The organism is Thalassotalea sp. 1_MG-2023 (genome assembly GCF_030546745.1).
Taxonomy (GTDB): domain Bacteria; phylum Pseudomonadota; class Gammaproteobacteria; order Enterobacterales; family Alteromonadaceae; genus Thalassotalea_C.
In genome coordinates this window covers 130,481-147,075 of sequence record NZ_JAUOPD010000010.1, presented here as the reverse complement: position 1 = coordinate 147,075, position 16,595 = coordinate 130,481, and the positions used below count along the sequence as shown (strand labels likewise).

Genomic DNA, 16,595 nt, shown 5'->3' with positions numbered 1-16,595 from the left:
CAAACTAATTATGGCTCTGTCTTTTTAAGTTAACCCACGATGATGGAGGCTAGCCTCGTGGGGAGTCATTATGTCTAGCAGTAAAGGAGTAAATATGCAGTATGTCGAGATTGAATTGACTCAAGGAAATATAAATAATGATCATTTATACCTTTCATCAATTACTGAGTTTTTCCCAAGTGATTCTTTCGGTGGTTCAAATTCACAAGATATTGCGCCAGTATTACTTGAGGTTCATTGTGGGATTAATGAACCTGTAGTTACTGACATTGCAGGTGATAAAAATATCTTCCGTAAACGCTCATGGGTTAAAGAATTCTTTAAAACTCACAATATGACTGCCGGTGATAAAGTCATTATCGAACACACAGGTAGGCATCGTTATCATGTTTACCCTAAACGTAGCTAGTTTACTGCTAACTGTTTGCTCGGTTCCGCTCCGCTTCACATTTTAGCAAACTATTATCAGCCCCTTAAATGGGCGTTTTATATCTAGTAGGAAATTGCTTTATGGAAAAAGTCAGTAGTAAAAATAAAAGCCTATTAAAAGAGTTGCAAGAAACCAAAATTAATCCAAATACGTTTATATTTTTTGGTTTGTGTATTGTTATATTTATTCTGGTTCAAGTCTTTTACTTTAAGGTTGATATGACATCAAATAGAATGGAGATATTAATCTCTTTTTCTTTATTTTGTGTAGCAAATGGCTATCTAGCAGCTATTAAAACAAATAAACGAATTGATGCGTTAATTGAGAAAGTTAAATAAGTATAGGTTTAAAGATACATAACAAGCCAATACAGTAACGGGACTGCTAACAGCTTGCTCGGTTCCGCTTTGCTACACATTTTAGCAAGCTATTTTCAGTCCCTGATTGGGGCGTTAGAGCTACTAGGAAGTTCGATGATTTTCGATTTAGTAAAAAAGTATGAAACTATTGATCGTGACATAAGGTGGCTTACTTGGTTATTGATAACGTACTGTTGTCTTGTTCTCTTCAGGATTATTTATTGCCTTTATAATAAAGACTTTAACTCTCTATTCGAGGGAGCTAAACCTTTACTGCCCCCCTTAACTGCTCTTCTAGTTGTACAGATTGCTAACCGGCTGATAATTAATAATCGTATATTGGAAGCAAATGAACAAAGAGTTGAAACTGTCCAGTCAACTCATCATGCAATTATTATTGTAAAAGACCTAAAAGCTAAAGTTGGGTACGTTAAACATTGTATTGAAAACAACAGACCACCAATAGCATTGGTTGAAGTGGCTGCTCGTATCGAAGTACGTTATGAGTCATTATTTGAACGTAGCTTATATAAGTATTTACAAGGTGAAAGCATAGATCTGATAGCTAGGATTTCAGGCACTATTTTTGGAATCCAGATCTTTGCAGAACAATTACAGCAGCAGGTCGCTAATAAAGAACATACTATTGAAAATATGCCACAGTTAAATAGTGATAAGCCTCTGAATTCTTTAGATGATTTGCTTAATGAATTAGAAACATTACTTGACCATCTATATGCAATAAGAGAGCAAATCAATTAGTTGGTAGCCCTAACAAGAGATTATGGATGTGACGTCTAAAGCTTGGCTGGCGCTCGTTCCTCGCTAATTTTAGCCAACTATTTTTTTGCTACTAAGCAAAGCATTAGGTGTTTCTTTAGGATGGAGATAAATTAACATTATGGAAAATCAATTTAAGGTTTCAGGTATCGCGTATACAATTTATGGAGCATTCGCAATTATAGCGTTTGTAATTGCTTATATATTTGGTGTCACTCAATTTACTAACTTTCAATCCTTACCGGTTTCAATTTTTTTGTTAATTAATATCTTGTTGGCAATTAATTTTCTCGTTTTACTTTGTGGTATATATTTATTAAAACAAAATGAAGCTGTTCACAAAATTGCATTGCCTATGTCTATTATCATTCTATTGAGTGTCCCGTTTGGAACAATCGTTGGTGGCATCTATCTAATGCAGAGGTTTAAAAACATTTAAAGAGACAATAAAACAGGAAAATTAACCGCTGGCTTTTTTCACTGCGTTAAACATTTTTTTAGTTACAAGCTTTGGTTTATCAAGGTGTTGGCTTATAGGGATATGATCACATGAAATTCATTTTTAACTATTTATGGCACGGTGGTGCACTGATTTTTTGGGTAGGCTGTTTAATCATTGCTCCTTTTTCTTTGCTATTTGAAGGGTGTGGATATGATCAATACGAATCTTTCATTTCCCCAAATAAGAAATATGTGGCAATTGTTTCCATCGTTAATTGCGGCGCAACAACAAGTTTTGAAACTCAAATTTCTGTTAATAGACTTGATGCCCCAGATGATAGGGACGTTTTAGTTGTGTTAGATGGTCATCCGGAGGAACTAGAATATAAAGTGTCTTGGCTAGGTGAAAGCACGATCAAAGTGTCTGAATTTAACTTTAAAAGTTTATTAAGTTTTCGTAGTAGGAGTACAAGTGGAGATATAGTTAAATCACTTATTTTGCCAAAATCAAGCTAATGTTTTTTAAAAAACGTACATAGTAATAAGAAAAGTCTAGTCTTTATTTTAACAAACGATAAAAGTAAAAGAGCTACCATCGTAAAATAGTAGCTCCAGGTTGATTCAACAGCCCGTAAATACGGAGCTCTTCCTTTTATGTAGATGAAAGAATTAGTCTAATAACCCTAGAAGTTCAAGTCTTTCTTTGGCTAGCAAGTACCTAGCGCGCACATCATCTATTTGTTCTTGGGTTAATTTCTTGCCAAGGGTACGAAGCCCTCCGGTAGTATCATTATGGTGAATGCCGAATGCAAACTTAAGATATTCCATAAGTAGTGGTTGAGCATCAAGATATGAAATGGAGTTCATCGCTTGAGAAATTTTGTTTGCCTCAGCCCACTCACCATTATTAACATGCTCCTGCATGGTGACACTCGCTTTTGGAAAAATACAACCTACACCGGTAATTCCACCACATGCGCCAGCAAGTCCGGCGTGTACTGTTACAGTGTCAACACCCGCCAGAATTTTTAAGTCTTTGTTTTCTAACATTAACGTTTCAATTATTGAAACATCTATCGTCGATATCTTAAGAGCAGTTACTTCTGGTAGGGCAGCAAGTCTTCTAAGAATATCTGTTGAAAGTGCATGATATCCAGCGGCATCAGGGTTGTTATAAGGCATAATGGTTACGCCTGCCTCTTTTGCAGCTATTGCAGACAGTTCATAATAGGCAAACATTTCCTCATCAGAAGGCGTTTCCTGAGTTTTTGGTGGCATTACCATTACGGTATCCACGCCAACAGTTGCTAGTTCTTTAACAATGTTGGCAAGTTCTTCTTTAGTTTCAGCCGCAGCTCCGCTGATTAACGGCACATTGTATTCTTTAGCAACAACAGAAAGGGCTTTAAGTAACGAAAGGCGTTGCTCTGCGCTTAGGTAACTATTTTCACCTAGCGTACCAGAACCGACTAAACCGCCCATTCTGCTACCGCTTTTTCCTTCTACTTTCAATATATCTGCAGCGTATTTTTGTGTTGCAGCAAAGTCAATTTCAAGGGCACCGGATTCTGACTCTTTTAGCCATGTAAACACGGCCGGCATAACCGTATATCGCCAATCTGTGCTATTTGTTTCCATTATCTTACCTTTAGTTTAAAATCGAATTGTATAAAATATACTAAATGGATTGTATCAGATAAATTTCTTTCGGCAAAGCAGGAAGTTTGTAGAATTATATCCGTTATAAAGTTATGTTAACGCCTTTGGCGTATCACACACCAAATTTCAGCTAATTCTTGTATTCAATATTTTCACTTCATTTTGGCTGTATTCAATTGCGATGTTTTCATCCTACCCGATGGTTGAAACAAAACACCCACTATCCCTATAGTTTTTCCATTCAAGTAAAGCTTTTACTTACGAAGTTTTTTAATCTAGTGATTGCACTTTTCCATTTAATGTACCTGACCCTTTTTATTTCAGGAAGCTATATCAATGTCATTATGATAAATTTATGAAGCGTGAGTTTAATTAGAAAAAAAGCAAATAGGCTTTTTACCTTGCATTGATTTAAATATGAGTGTATTTGCCTGTTTTATATAGTATTAATTGGTTGGATGAGGTGGCATTTTTTAGGTGATTAACAAGCTTTAGCTCTGTTTAGCTTTGCAACAAACTACTCTATGCAGCGAGGATAACTTAATAAGGAAGAGGATAAACCATGGTGGTTATGTTGTATGTGTTATTAGTATCAATTTTAATTGTTTTTATAATACATTTATTAAAGGTGGTATCGTTATTACGTTTTGTATTATTAATTTGTTTAGCTATTGGTTCTACATATTTTTTGGATTTCTTGTCATGTGAAGTGTTTAAATCTATGTGTAACTCTGATCCGTTGGTTGGATTAGGCTATATAATTATAACCTTATGGGTGCTGGTAGTTTCATTTGTTCTTGAAGTCGCCCGAACAAATTTTTTACTCTATTTAAAAAATAAATAATTTAACCTCTTTTTAGTTAACGATAACTTAAAGATAAAGATAAAGATTAAGAATAAATAATTTAAATGAAGAGTATTGAATAACGTAGAAGTTTACCTGAAGAAATATTATCAAAAGCATTAAATTAAAAGGAATTCTTGTTGGCTATTCAAAAAAAATTAAAACGTAAAACACGTCAGTTAATTGATTCAAAAAACATGCTTAGTGGGGTTACGATTGCCTCGTTTTTAGAATCTACCATTGTGCCTATTCCTCTTGAAACCGTATTGGTGCCATTAATGCAAGCGCGTCGTGAAAAATTATGGCTTATTGCTTTAATGGCAACGGTAGGTTGTATTATCGGTGCTTTATTAGGTTACACATTGGGGTATTATCTATTTGATGCCATTGGTGATTGGATAATTAGCACCTTTTTCAGTACTGAACAATTTGAAAGCGTGAAACAACAAATGCAAAACCAAGGCTTTTGGTTTGTAATTACTCTAGGAATTGCACCTATACCGTTCCAAATTGCGATGCTTGCTGCCGGTGCAACGAAATACTCTCTTATATTATTTTTAACGGCCTCAGCTATTGCGCGATCTATTCGGTATTTTGGACTGGCCATTGTCGTGTATTACGCAGGTAATCAAGCGGAACGTATTATAAATAAACATAAAACTAAAAGTATTATTGTGTTAACTCTTTTAGTGCTGACGGCATGGGGAATAAGCACTCTATAAGAACCATTTATTTCAACGGTAAAGTGGTAGCAACTTTTCATTAGCTCTCATGTAAAAGTGAGAAATGTTTTGTCCTTTGAGCCAATTTTATTGGGTTATATTTCATTTTAATTTTACGTAAGCCTTCAATTTAAGAAAGTGCGGTAGGTGATCAAACTAGGCTTTAGCGGAATTTGAACTGTTCTGAATAACGTACACTTAAACTTATGGTGTTTAACGTTTATCTCAAATGAGTTGCGGTGATGGTTTCACTCTGTCATGTTGGACATATTCACTATAAGGATACGAATGCGATGTCAATTACACACGTAAAGTTAGTTAGTCGGTTGATAAAATATGGTGCGATAGCTTCACTATTTTCACAACCTTTAAATGCTATTGCTAAAGAGCCTTCGCAACAATCAAAGTTGCACCAAATTGCACAACAAATATCAGCTCAACGTATTGAATCTGATATTCAAACGCTGGTTAACTTCGGTACTCGTCATACTTTGTCAGAAACGCAATCCGATACTCGCGGAATTGGCGCAGCTAGACGCTGGATTAAACAAGAATTTGACGCTATATCTGCTAAATGTGGTGGCTGCTTGGAAGTCATAGAAGTTAAAAAGACGATATCTGGTGAAAAACGTATCCCTGATCCTGTTGAAGTTGTGAACATAGTAGCGATTCAACGAGGCATGTCTGATCCCGACAGAATGGTGGTAATGTCGGGAGATATAGATTCCAGAGTCAGCGATGTAATGGACTTTACCAGTGATTCCCCAGGCGCAAACGATAACGCCTCGGGTGTTGCTGGAGTGATTGAAGCGGCTCGGGTTTTATCTCAGTATAAATTTAATGGCTCGGTTGTATATGCTGCATTATCTGGCGAAGAGCAAGGCTTGTTTGGTGGTAAAATATTAACCGCTTATGCGCAAAAAAATAATTGGCAAATTCATGGCGTATTAAATAACGATATGATTGGTAATATTACGGGTATTAATGGTGTAACTGATAATACTACCGCACGGATTTTTTCTGAAGGTACGCGAGTTGTTGAAACTAAAGCTCAAGCTCGTAAACGCCGCTTTACTGGCGGAGAGGTTGATTCAGCTAGTCGAAATTTAGCGCGTTACATAGATACTATTGCCGATCAATACATTGAAAACTTAGATACAATATTGGTATACCGACTCGACCGGTTTGGTAGAGGAGGGCATCATCGTCCGTTTAATGATGCTGGCTTTGCTGCAGTGCGCATTATGGAAACTAATGAACATTATGATCGACAACATCAAGATTTACGCACTGAAGACGGTATTGTTTATGGGGATACCATTGATGGAGTTGATTTTGACTATGCCGCTAAACTTACTTCACTAAACGCAGTTAGTTTGGCTTCTATGGCCTGGGCACCTGCGCCACCTAAAGGGGTTGAAATTTCAGGTGCTGTACGTGCCAGCACGACATTATCGTGGCAGCCAGCAAAAGATGAAAATATTGCGGGTTACCGTATTTATTGGCGCTACACTAGCGAACCTCAATGGCAATATAGTCGCTGGGTTGATAATGTAAATGAGTTTACACTTGATAATATTGTCATTGATAACTATTACTTTGGGGTTGCTAGTGTCAATAAAAACGGTGTTGAATCACCCGTTGTGTTCCCTGGTGATGTTGGCTCGTTTGATCATAATATTCAATAGCGATATTACCGAAAAGTATTGTTCAGTCATTGATAAGGTTTATATAAATTGATATTCGGTTAACTCTTTTACCATGTCGTGTGTATCTCTTTTGCAATATGGCATATCATGATAAGAAATCAAGGAAAGCCGCAATGATTTGTAAGGCAATACATAAGGTATCAGTATGAATTCTTTCGTTTCGTTAGACCGGCTTCGATTTCTGTTACATCGATTGGGTGAAAAGCTTTGGGTTCGCCCTTTAGTGGTATGTTTGCTTTCTATTGCATTAGTGTTTGCTGCCAAAATTATTGACAGCTATCCTATTGAAGTTTCCATTCCTGATATAACAAAAGATTCGGTAGAAACCTTACTTTCACTATTGTCTGCAAGTATGTTAGTTATCGCTACATTTTCGGTTTCGTCTATGGTGTCAGCATATTTTGCGGCGAGTAATTCAGCTACACCTCGTTCTTTCAAGCTTGTGCTTGCTGATGATGTTTCTCAAAATGCGCTTTCAACATTTGTTGGTGCATTTATTTTCAGCGTGGTGGCATTAACAGCAGTAAAGAACGCCTTTTATGATAAAGCAGGTCTTTTCGTTATTTTTGTTTTAACGATGATTGTATTTGCGATGGTTGTTGTCACTTTTGTGCGTTGGGTTGATAGTATTGCACGATTAGGTCTTGTTGGTTCGACCATTGATAAGGTTGAACATGCGACAAAAGCAGCTTTAATACGACGAAGAGATAAACCTACCCTCGGCGGCTTACCAATTTCCAACAATACAAGCAAAGGGGAAGCTGTTTTTACGGAGGAAATAGGCTATGTTCAACTTATTGATATGGTGAAAATTCAATGTTGGGCTGAAAAGGTTAAAGCGCACGTTGAAATTGCTGTACTGCCAGGGGCATTCACAACTGCAGATCAGCCGCTAGCCTACGTTGATTTTACTTCAACGGAATTATCTGAGGTTGATTACTCTGACTTTTTTAAATCATTTCATATAGGAAAGGATCGTACTTTTGAGGATGATCCTAGATTTGGTGTGATTGCATTATCAGAGATTGCTGCCCGTGCTTTATCGCCTGCTGTTAACGACCCCGGTACTGCTATCAAAGTCACTGGTACTTTGGTACGTTTGATTTCGTTAATCAATCAACCATCAAAAGAAAATAATAATATAGTTTTTGATCGTGTTTTCGTGCCGGAATTAAGAATGTCTGATTTATTCAATGATGCCTTTACGGCTATTGCCCGTGACGGCGCAAGCTCTGTTGAAGTCTGCATTTGTTTACAAAAAGGCTTATCTTCGCTTGAATCACTTACTAATAAACATATCTGTGAACAAGCAAGCTACCATAAAAAACTTGCACTCAAAAGAGCACGTAATGCGCTTGTTATTGAGGAAGATGTAGCAGCAGTTAACGATGCCGCAAACGGCAGATGAATTTTTAAATAAACATTATTATTAAAATAAAATAGGTTTTTGTTGTGTCAGTAATATTAATTTTTTGTACAGCGTTAGTGGTTCTATTGACCTTGCTTCCTCTTTCGCGACACCCGCATTGGATCATTCGAGGGTTAGATTTTCCGCGATTACAACTAGGTATTCTAATTGCAGCTTTGTTAATAGCTGATTATCTATTTCTTGATAAACAATCAATACAAACGTGGCTTTTACTTTCAATATCAACTTTTTGTTTAATTTGGCAGCTTTGGTGGATAATCCCTTACACAAGTATTTGGCCTACAGAAGTCAAACAAACGCAAATAAGTAATGCAGATAATCAAATTATTATCATGACTGCTAACGTGCTTACACCTAATCGAAATGCCGATTCTCTGATTCAAATGGTAGAACAACATTGCCCCGATGTATTAGTAACGCTGGAATCTGATCAATGGTGGGAAGATAAACTCAATGCGGTTGAAAGTGATATGCCATATGCAGTTAAATGCCCATTAGATAACCTTTATGGTATGCATGTTTACTCAAGATTACCGATTTTAGAGCACGAAGTCGCTTATTTAGTAGAAGATGATGTGCCTTCAATTTATGCAAAATTATCGTTACGTTCAGGCGAATCGGTTCGCATGCACTTTATTCATCCTGCTCCGCCAAGTCCAACTGAAAATCCAGAGTCAGCAGAACGAGACGCAGAACTAGTGGTGGTAGCTAGAAGCGTTGCAGAGAGAGATTTACCCGTTATTGTAACCGGTGATCTAAATGATGTTGCTTGGTCAGCCACCACACGCTTATTTCGTAAAATTAGTGGCTTATTAGATCCACGAATAGGGCGAGGCATGTTTAATACTTTTCATGCAAATTATTTTTTCATGCGCTGGCCATTAGATCATTTATTTCATAGTGAACATTTTACTTTAAACTTTATTAAACGCTTACCGGCTTTTGGTTCTGATCATTTTCCTTTGTTAACAAAACTAACATATACGCCTAAGCATGCAGTAGAACAGAGTGGTATTGATGCAGATATTGATGATCTAAATAGATCAAAAGAAATTGTTAATAAGGAAAGCGTGAGTAAAGAAAGTGTACCTAAACCATAAGATTATAACTAAAGCGTACATTAAAAAGTAATTGTAAAAACTTTCAAGAAGTATTATATCCGCTGAAATATAGATAGAAATAATGTTAGATAATTCACCTATAAAGCAATACAACGCATTAATGAATCAAAATAAAATTTATGCTGATCCTGCTCAGAGTCAGGCTATTTCTTTATTGCAACAGCTCTATGAAACAATACAGAAAACACCGCATAAACGTGGTTTGTTAAAGAGCATCGCTGAAGTAAAAGGGTTATATTTGTGGGGGAAAGTAGGGCGAGGCAAAACCTTTTTAATGGATTTGTTTGTGCAAAGTCTTCCCGCAGAAATTTGCACAAGACACCATTTTCATCACTTTATGCAAGACGTTCATCACCAACTTAAGCTTTTAACCGGTAAACCAGAGCCATTAACGCTTATTGCTAAACAATATAGCCAACAATATAGAGTACTCTGTTTTGATGAATTTTTTGTCTCAGATATTGGTGATGCAATGTTACTAGGCAGGTTAATGAAAGCGATGTTTGATTTCGGCATTGTTATTGTTACTACCAGTAATTGTGCACCTGATCAGTTATATCGCAATGGCTTACAACGTGAACGATTTTTACCTGCTATTGCGGCCATCAAGCACTACACGAAAATAGTACACCTTGATGGAAAACAAGATCATCGGCATCGTACCTTAACCTTTCAAAAAATTTACTTTCAACTACCTCATGATGTTAAGCAACAACATAAACTACACCAGCACTTGTTAAGTGAATATAATTTAATTTTCTCAATGTCAGCTAGCAGTATAGGTGCAGAGAACTTACCAAATGAGATAGTTATCTTAGGTAGAAATATTCCCTTTATTGCTTCAAGCACTAATGAGAATAATCGCAGCATCTGTTTTGATTTTTCACAACTATGCCAAGGCCCACGTAGTCATTTTGATTATGTAGAGTTAGCGAAGCAATTCGACACAATACTATTATTAAATATACCACCATTAAGTGGGCAACCTTATGAACGTATAAAAGCAAGAGGCACAGAAGACAACGGTTTAGTGATGGATAATTCAGCTAGCAAAACAGGTGAAAGAGAAATACGCCTAGCTCCTATGGATGATGCCGCAAGACGATTTATCGCTTTTATTGATGAGTGTTATGATCGCCAGTTGAATGTTGTGCTAACCAGTTATGTTGAACAAAGTGAATTATATAATAGTGGAACGTTGATGTTTGAGTTTGAACGAACCAACAGTCGATTAATAGAAATGGCATCGGAAGAATATCAACGCTTATAGTATCCATTACAAATTATTGTGAGTAATAAATGCAAACTTACATTGTTAAATTATAGCGGTAATGCCGCGGTCTTTTTTATTTTATACGTTTGAATTAACAAACATAGCGAAACTAATATCCCCCCGAACCAGCCAATCATAGTAAACTTTTCGCCAATAATAATTATCGCTAACAATGTTGCAATTAACGGCTCAATTAAAGTGATTAATGTTGCTTTACTTGCTTCAATATAATTTAAACCGTAACTGAATAATATATATCCTAAAAACATTGGGATAACTGCCATGTATAATGAAATAAACGTATTAGAGGCACTTGAAAATAAGTGCTCGCCGGTAAAAAATAAAGACGGTAGCAAAATGAGAGAGGCAAGACCAAATAGACCAGACATTGACGATTGAGCATGAACGCCACTTTCTATTAAATTTTTTGCAGCCCAAGAGTAACCAGCATAAGCAAAACCTGCCATACACCCTAATAATATACCCAAGCTGTGTTGATGAAGTTGATGAGTAACATAAACACTGTCATCTTTACCTAAGGCTAACAAGATAATACCTACAGAGCCTAGCATAAAGCTCAGTATCCATTGTAATGTAATTGTTTTTTTGTTTAGTAAACGTTCAAGTATTGCGGCAAAGAATGGCGCTGTTGAAATTGATATAACTGTACCGATGGCAACGCCAGACAGTCGCATTGAGGAATAAAATGCTAAAGGATAAACAGCGACAGATATAGCACCAAAAAACAAAAGCTTAGGTTTGGCTAGCATTTTTTTATAGTTATTTAACAGTGTTTTTCGAGCGCTAATAACGAGTAATACTCCTCCTAACCCCATGGAAAAAGCGCCAATGGCAAAAGGACTAATATTGGGTGCATAGCTTGCAATTGTACCTGTAGTTCCCCATAAAAAACTCGCGATAATGATGGCGAATATACCTTTGTTATCATTGTGAATCATTTTCACGTTGTACTGCCTTTGGTAATTTCAATGCCAAAAGGATAGATGAATTTTAGGCGAGTTTTTTAACAATTCGGACGCAATCGTTAACTATTCAGACGATATTTATTTTTTAAATTTTGTGGGCGATAAGCCATAATATTGTGAGAATTTTCGGCTGAAAGCAGATGGCTCTTGGTACCCGACCATTTCACCAATAATATGTAATGGGTAATCTGTATGCGTAAGTAAAGCTTGTGCTTTTTCCATTCTAAGCTTAGTGACATATTTCATTACTGTTGAACCTGTTTGTTGTTTAAATAACTTTTTAAAATGTGTTTCACTTAAGAAGGCAGTTGCAGCTAAAGACTTTATTTGAAGTGGGGTAGCCATATGTTTTTCAATAAAGGAAATTGCAGTACTGATGCGGTTATCAATTTTTGGTAGTAGAGGTTGTTCTGCTAAAATCAAATAAAACAGGTGATACATTGATTGCTCTAATTGCGTATTAATTGTATTTTCTAGCTGGCTTTCAATAAAAGTTAAATATGATTTTAATGGGGAATTAATTGAGAATACATTACAATGGGATGATGATATATTGACTGGAAGTTCATCCATGTCAGCAACAACAAATCGAGCTTCTATATCAGCGGTAAATATGTGCTCTTCGCTGCTTCTAACAACAACACATTCGCCGATCGCTACCCTCCCATTGAAATTTCCAACAGAGATATTTATTGCACCACGTATTGGTAAAACTAACTGATTAAAGCAATGAGAATGATTAACGGGTTTTGTGTTATAAGAGCGTATTGATAACATATTTTGCATTTTTAAAGTCTCTTGCTTTATTTGCTTATTAATCAAAAGTGCAGATAAGTTTAATGGTTTCTTTAGTCTAAGCTGCATTGACTCGTTATAATTAGCATGAATGCATCAAGTTGTATTCACAAAATATAATTTTTAAGGATGAATAATAAGATTCACACCATTTCTTTCAAGCATTTGAGCAAAAGCATCAGGTATGCCTGAATCAGTGATCAAAACATCTATTTCAGCTAAACCACATATTTTGTGTACGCCTGAACGATTGAACTTTGATGAATCTGCAACGGTGATCACTTCTTTAGCAACTTTGCGCATTAAACGATTCATCATTGCTTCATATTCAAAATGTGTCGTAATGCCAGAATTAAAGTCTATACCATCTACACCGAGAAACGCTTTGTCAAAATGGTAGCGCTCTAAACTGTCTTCTGCTTGTCTACCGTAAAAAGATAACGATGTTTTTCTTAGCACTCCGCCAGTCATCAATACCTCTACCCCAGAAGCACTTAATAGGTTTTGAGCAACATTTAAACCGTTGGTCATAACAACGAGCCGCTCAAAAGTATGCAAGCAGTTTGCTAATTCAGCCATAGTTGAGCCAGAATCTAGAATAATAGCATCACCTTCTTTAATTTGATGGCTAGCCAACTCTGCTAACTTTCGCTTAATATCTATTTGAGCACAATGCTTTTCATTGATTGAAAGCTCTTTAGAAATCACCTTACTAGCCACAGCGCCACCACGGGTTCTACTGACTAAGCTCTTTTTATCTAAATAATTTAAATCGCCTCGAATGGTGACTTCTGATACTTGATAGTTAGTAGCTAAGTCATCTACAGCTACTCGTCCGTGCTTGAGAGTTTTTTGCACAATATCATGTCGTCTTTCTACCGTATTCATCATAACTTCCAACTTACTACGTTTTGATTATCATAATCTTCTTTCATAATCTTTCAACAATAAAAAGCTGTAAATACTCTTTCGTATTGGTTATCTGATTGAATTATTTGAATAAATGTTGTGTATTTTGTTTTTATTTCGCCTTGCTTAAATGAAAAGTGAAAGGTTTTGTTGGTTTTAATTGTTGATTTATGGGTTTCATTAGGTGTATATATATAGTGTGGTAAAAGTAAAACAAATAATAACTACAACTAAACATGAGATATAAGAGAGGGTACAGCATGGCAAATCACCAGAAAAAATACCTGAGCTTACTTATTGGTTCCATATTGGGGGTCAGTAGTGTTTGCACAGTTGCTCAAGAAACAGATCAGGAAGTGGATACTTCTGAAAACGCGAAAGAAAAAGAAACCGAAGTTATTGAAGTTCGCGGTATGAAGAGCAGTATAAAAGAATCTTTATTTATAAAGCAAAACTCTATTCAAGTGGTTGATGCCATCGTTGCAGAAGATATTGGTAAGTTTCCGGATCAAAACGTTGCTGAAGCTTTACAGCGTATTACAGGTATTACCATTACACGTAATGCTGGTGAAGGACAAAACGTAACGGTTCGTGGTTTAGGTGGTGACTATAACGTTACTACCATTAACGGACGTCGTATGGCTTCTGAACATAATAGCCGTGACTTTAATTACGACTTGATTGCTGCTGAACTTTTAGGCGGCGTTGAAGTTTATAAGTCTTCTGTTGCGCAAACACAAGAAGGCGGTATTGGTTCAGTAATCAATATTAAAACCCGTAGACCGCTTGATTTTGATGGTTTCACTATGTCTGCTTCTGCAAAAGGCATTTATGAAGATAGAACCAAAGATACCACGCCTCAAGCATCATTTTTAGTAAGCAACACCTTTGATGATGGTAAATTTGGTGCATTATTTACCGCAGTGTATTCTGAAAGAACCTTGCGTATTGATAGCTATGAAGGCCAAGGTTTTTATAATCCAGTGACAGATCCAGAACTTACTATTCGCCAAGATGTGGACGGTAATGGTGAATTTGATAAATACGTTGATAATGAATGGGGTTCAATTATCCCTGGTTACCTTCGTTATGGTAACAAGCAAGATACTCGCGAAAGAACCGGCGGTAGTTTAGCATTGCAGTGGGTACCAACGGATGATTTTGAATTAAATTTTGACAGTATCTATTCTTCATATGAAACCAATGGTACTGAATCACAAATTTCTTTTGTAACATACGATGAAAGTTGGACTCCAGGTATTCCAGGCGTGAAAGACGTTGGTTTTGCTGATAATGGCTTAGTCAATAAAATGACCATGTACAACAGTGGTGCAATGGCTGAATTATTGAACGTTTCTCGTCCGAGAATTACTGAAACATATCAAGTAGGTGTTAACAGTAAGTGGAGTGTGAATGATTCATTAACCCTAAACTTCGATTTATCACATTCTCAATCAGAAAACGAAAATAATGGCCATAACCGCTACATTGTAGCCCGTGGTTTTGTTGAAGAAGTATCAATTGATGCATCAACGAGTAATTTATTACCTGATGTTACTGTTTCTCCTAATTTAGATTCAAGCTCGCCGTTTGGGGCACACTACAGTTACAACAGTGGTACGGGTATTAAAGATAAAGTGAGTGAATTCCGTGTTGATGGTAAATGGGTACCAAATATCCACTGGATTGCCTCAGTTGATTTTGGGATAAATATTGGTAAGCAGACAAAAACCACGGTCGCAAACGCTTCTAAGAATGCTAGTGCATTCTCAAATGCAGGTACCATCTTAGACTCAACCGAATACGATGAATGGAACATTGATTTTTCTTCGGCTGAGGAAATCAACGGTTTTGACTTATTCAGACTACCAAGTGATGCAGTAATTGCAGGTAACTTTGATGGCTTTATGAGTGGTGAACCAGGTAAACACCCAACGCCATGGCCAATGTTTGATTACGATAAATTATTCTCTTTCTATGAAAGTATCAGCCCAGAAGCTGCAAATCAGCTGATAAAAGCAACGCCTCGTCCAAATGATTCATATGATGTATCTGAACAAACAAGTGCTATTTACCTTGCGATAAACATTGAAGATGATTTTTACGATTTTCCATATGTATTAAATCTGGGCGTACGCGCAATAGAAACCAAAGTGACTAGTACCGGATTTTCATTAAACCCAGCATTAGTGAATTTTGTCGCAGCAGACAATGAGAACCCTGAAATTATCAAATTTTTGAAAGAGGTTGAAAACTATCAAGAAGTTGTTGATTTTGAAGATTCGTATCAAGATGTATTACCAAGTTTCAACTTTAAATTAAACCTAACCGATGAGTTGGTTTTCCGTGCGGCTGCGTCAAAAGTTATTACGCGTCCTAGCATTGGTAACTTAAAAGCATGGAGCTACGTTAATATTAATGATCGCGAATATCATGCATCTAACCCAGGTTTGGAGCCATTACGTGCAACGCAAGGTGACTTGGCATTAGAGTGGTATTTTTCTGAATACGGTGCTTTAACTACCGCATTTTACGTCAAAGATATCGAAACCTTTTCTACGTACGGTAGAAACGGCACCATTGATATAGATGGTGAAGAATTCACGATTGAATCACATATTAACAGTGATGCTGGCGGAAAAATTCAAGGTGTTGAAATTGCCTATCAACAATCTTTTACCGATATTTTACCAGCGCCATTCGATGGTTTAGGTATTCAATTAAACTACACCATTGTTGACTCTGGTTATGACGAAGTAGAAGAAGGTCACGATGAATTTGATTTTCGTGAACGTGACTTACCTTTCAAAGGTATGTCTAAACATTCTTATAACGCCGTTATTTACTATGAAAAAGACAAGATTCAAGCACGTTTTGCCTATAACTGGCGCGATAAATACTTAACAAATGAAGAAGACTGGGGTGGTGTTAGGTGGCAAGCAGATTATGGTCAGCTTGATTTTAGTGCAAGTTATGACCTAACTGAGCAACTTAATATCAATATTTCAGCAAATAACCTTACTAATGAACGTGGTTATGCCTATATCGAGAACGAAGAGCAACTCGCTTATCTGTATCGTTCAGGGCGCCTGTTTAATCTAGGTGTTAATTATCGATTCTAATTTCCAATAAATGAGA

Annotated in this window: 15 protein-coding genes; 11 read left to right on the top strand and 4 right to left on the bottom strand. The window is 36.5% G+C overall.

All coding sequences use genetic code 11. The features are described 5' to 3' along the window. The first annotated feature begins 70 nt into the window (after nucleotides 1–70). From Q4489_RS10195 to Q4489_RS10175, 5 genes are all read left to right on the top strand, one after another. A complete protein-coding gene (locus Q4489_RS10195; protein WP_303479800.1) occupies nucleotides 71–409 on the top strand; it encodes a hypothetical protein in 339 nt (112 codons plus the stop codon). Nucleotides 410–510: 101 nt separating this feature from the next. Next, a complete protein-coding gene (locus tag Q4489_RS10190; protein WP_303479797.1) occupies nucleotides 511–768 on the top strand; it encodes a hypothetical protein in 258 nt (85 codons plus the stop codon). A 135-nt stretch (nucleotides 769–903) separates the two neighbouring features. Next, nucleotides 904–1,551: a hypothetical protein gene (locus Q4489_RS10185; protein ID WP_303479796.1), complete on the top strand. Its 648-nt coding sequence runs from the start codon at nucleotides 904–906 to the stop codon at nucleotides 1,549–1,551. Between the two features lie 139 nt (nucleotides 1,552–1,690). Then, entirely contained in the window at nucleotides 1,691–2,008 is a 318-nt protein-coding gene (locus tag Q4489_RS10180; RefSeq protein ID WP_303479794.1) for a hypothetical protein, read from the top strand. A 110-nt stretch (nucleotides 2,009–2,118) separates the two neighbouring features. Further along, the gene (locus Q4489_RS10175; RefSeq protein WP_303479793.1) at nucleotides 2,119–2,526 is read left to right on the top strand and encodes a hypothetical protein; all 408 of its coding nucleotides are present in this window, start codon (nucleotides 2,119–2,121) and stop codon (nucleotides 2,524–2,526) included. Nucleotides 2,527–2,679: 153 nt separating this feature from the next. Here the strand turns inward: Q4489_RS10175 and Q4489_RS10170 are convergent, their stop codons facing one another. Continuing rightward, complete coding sequence (locus Q4489_RS10170; RefSeq protein ID WP_303479791.1) at nucleotides 2,680–3,648, bottom strand: dihydrodipicolinate synthase family protein; 969 nt, start codon at nucleotides 3,646–3,648, stop codon at nucleotides 2,680–2,682. A gap of 1,005 nt (nucleotides 3,649–4,653) precedes the next feature. On the opposite strand from Q4489_RS10170, the gene Q4489_RS10165 reads away from it, so the two are divergent. The 5 genes from Q4489_RS10165 to zapE all read left to right on the top strand — a co-directional run bounded on the left by Q4489_RS10165 (nucleotide 4,654) and on the right by zapE (nucleotide 10,764). Continuing rightward, nucleotides 4,654–5,235 carry a YqaA family protein gene (locus Q4489_RS10165; RefSeq protein ID WP_303479789.1) on the top strand — a complete coding sequence of 194 codons (582 nt, stop codon included), beginning with the start codon at nucleotides 4,654–4,656 and terminating at the stop codon, nucleotides 5,233–5,235. 293 nt (nucleotides 5,236–5,528) lie between these two features. Next, entirely contained in the window at nucleotides 5,529–6,923 is a 1,395-nt protein-coding gene (locus Q4489_RS10160; protein ID WP_303479786.1) for a M28 family metallopeptidase, read from the top strand. A gap of 166 nt (nucleotides 6,924–7,089) precedes the next feature. Beyond that, nucleotides 7,090–8,352 carry a DUF2254 domain-containing protein gene (locus tag Q4489_RS10155; RefSeq protein ID WP_303479784.1) on the top strand — a complete coding sequence of 421 codons (1,263 nt, stop codon included), beginning with the start codon at nucleotides 7,090–7,092 and terminating at the stop codon, nucleotides 8,350–8,352. Between the two features lie 44 nt (nucleotides 8,353–8,396). Then, nucleotides 8,397–9,473 (top strand): endonuclease/exonuclease/phosphatase family protein, encoded by a 1,077-nt coding sequence (locus Q4489_RS10150; protein ID WP_303479783.1) that lies wholly within the window; start codon nucleotides 8,397–8,399, stop codon nucleotides 9,471–9,473. An 82-nt stretch (nucleotides 9,474–9,555) separates the two neighbouring features. Further along, a complete protein-coding gene (zapE, locus tag Q4489_RS10145) occupies nucleotides 9,556–10,764 on the top strand; it encodes a cell division protein ZapE (RefSeq protein WP_303479782.1) in 1,209 nt (402 codons plus the stop codon). 50 nt (nucleotides 10,765–10,814) lie between these two features. Here the strand turns inward: zapE and Q4489_RS10140 are convergent, their stop codons facing one another. The 3 genes from Q4489_RS10140 to agaR all read right to left on the bottom strand — a co-directional run bounded on the left by Q4489_RS10140 (nucleotide 10,815) and on the right by agaR (nucleotide 13,439). Beyond that, the gene (locus Q4489_RS10140) at nucleotides 10,815–11,726 is read right to left on the bottom strand and encodes a DMT family transporter (RefSeq protein WP_303479807.1); all 912 of its coding nucleotides are present in this window, start codon (nucleotides 11,724–11,726) and stop codon (nucleotides 10,815–10,817) included. Nucleotides 11,727–11,831: 105 nt separating this feature from the next. After that, nucleotides 11,832–12,539, bottom strand: a complete 708-nt coding sequence (locus Q4489_RS10135) for an AraC family transcriptional regulator (RefSeq protein WP_303479779.1) — start codon at nucleotides 12,537–12,539, stop codon at nucleotides 11,832–11,834. 132 nt (nucleotides 12,540–12,671) lie between these two features. Next, nucleotides 12,672–13,439, bottom strand: coding sequence for a transcriptional repressor AgaR (agaR, locus tag Q4489_RS10130; protein WP_303479778.1), 768 nt, complete (start codon nucleotides 13,437–13,439; stop codon nucleotides 12,672–12,674). A 278-nt stretch (nucleotides 13,440–13,717) separates the two neighbouring features. Between agaR and Q4489_RS10125 the strand changes: the two genes are divergently transcribed. Further along, nucleotides 13,718–16,579, top strand: coding sequence for a TonB-dependent receptor (locus Q4489_RS10125; RefSeq protein WP_303479775.1), 2,862 nt, complete (start codon nucleotides 13,718–13,720; stop codon nucleotides 16,577–16,579). Nucleotides 16,580–16,595 lie beyond the last annotated feature (16 nt).

Coding starts and splice junctions, on each gene's coding strand:
- Q4489_RS10135 (WP_303479779.1), bottom strand. CDS start 12,539: ATGCAAAATATGTTATCAATACGCTCTTATAACACAAAACCCGTTAAT.
- zapE (WP_303479782.1), top strand. CDS start 9,556: ATGTTAGATAATTCACCTATAAAGCAATACAACGCATTAATGAATCAA.
- Q4489_RS10140 (WP_303479807.1), bottom strand. CDS start 11,726: ATGATTCACAATGATAACAAAGGTATATTCGCCATCATTATCGCGAGT.
- Q4489_RS10190 (WP_303479797.1), top strand. CDS start 511: ATGGAAAAAGTCAGTAGTAAAAATAAAAGCCTATTAAAAGAGTTGCAA.
- agaR (WP_303479778.1), bottom strand. CDS start 13,439: ATGATGAATACGGTAGAAAGACGACATGATATTGTGCAAAAAACTCTC.
- Q4489_RS10195 (WP_303479800.1), top strand. CDS start 71: ATGTCTAGCAGTAAAGGAGTAAATATGCAGTATGTCGAGATTGAATTG.
- Q4489_RS10180 (WP_303479794.1), top strand. CDS start 1,691: ATGGAAAATCAATTTAAGGTTTCAGGTATCGCGTATACAATTTATGGA.
- Q4489_RS10185 (WP_303479796.1), top strand. CDS start 904: ATGATTTTCGATTTAGTAAAAAAGTATGAAACTATTGATCGTGACATA.
- Q4489_RS10170 (WP_303479791.1), bottom strand. CDS start 3,648: ATGGAAACAAATAGCACAGATTGGCGATATACGGTTATGCCGGCCGTG.
- Q4489_RS10160 (WP_303479786.1), top strand. CDS start 5,529: ATGTCAATTACACACGTAAAGTTAGTTAGTCGGTTGATAAAATATGGT.
- Q4489_RS10175 (WP_303479793.1), top strand. CDS start 2,119: ATGAAATTCATTTTTAACTATTTATGGCACGGTGGTGCACTGATTTTT.
- Q4489_RS10155 (WP_303479784.1), top strand. CDS start 7,090: ATGAATTCTTTCGTTTCGTTAGACCGGCTTCGATTTCTGTTACATCGA.
- Q4489_RS10125 (WP_303479775.1), top strand. CDS start 13,718: ATGGCAAATCACCAGAAAAAATACCTGAGCTTACTTATTGGTTCCATA.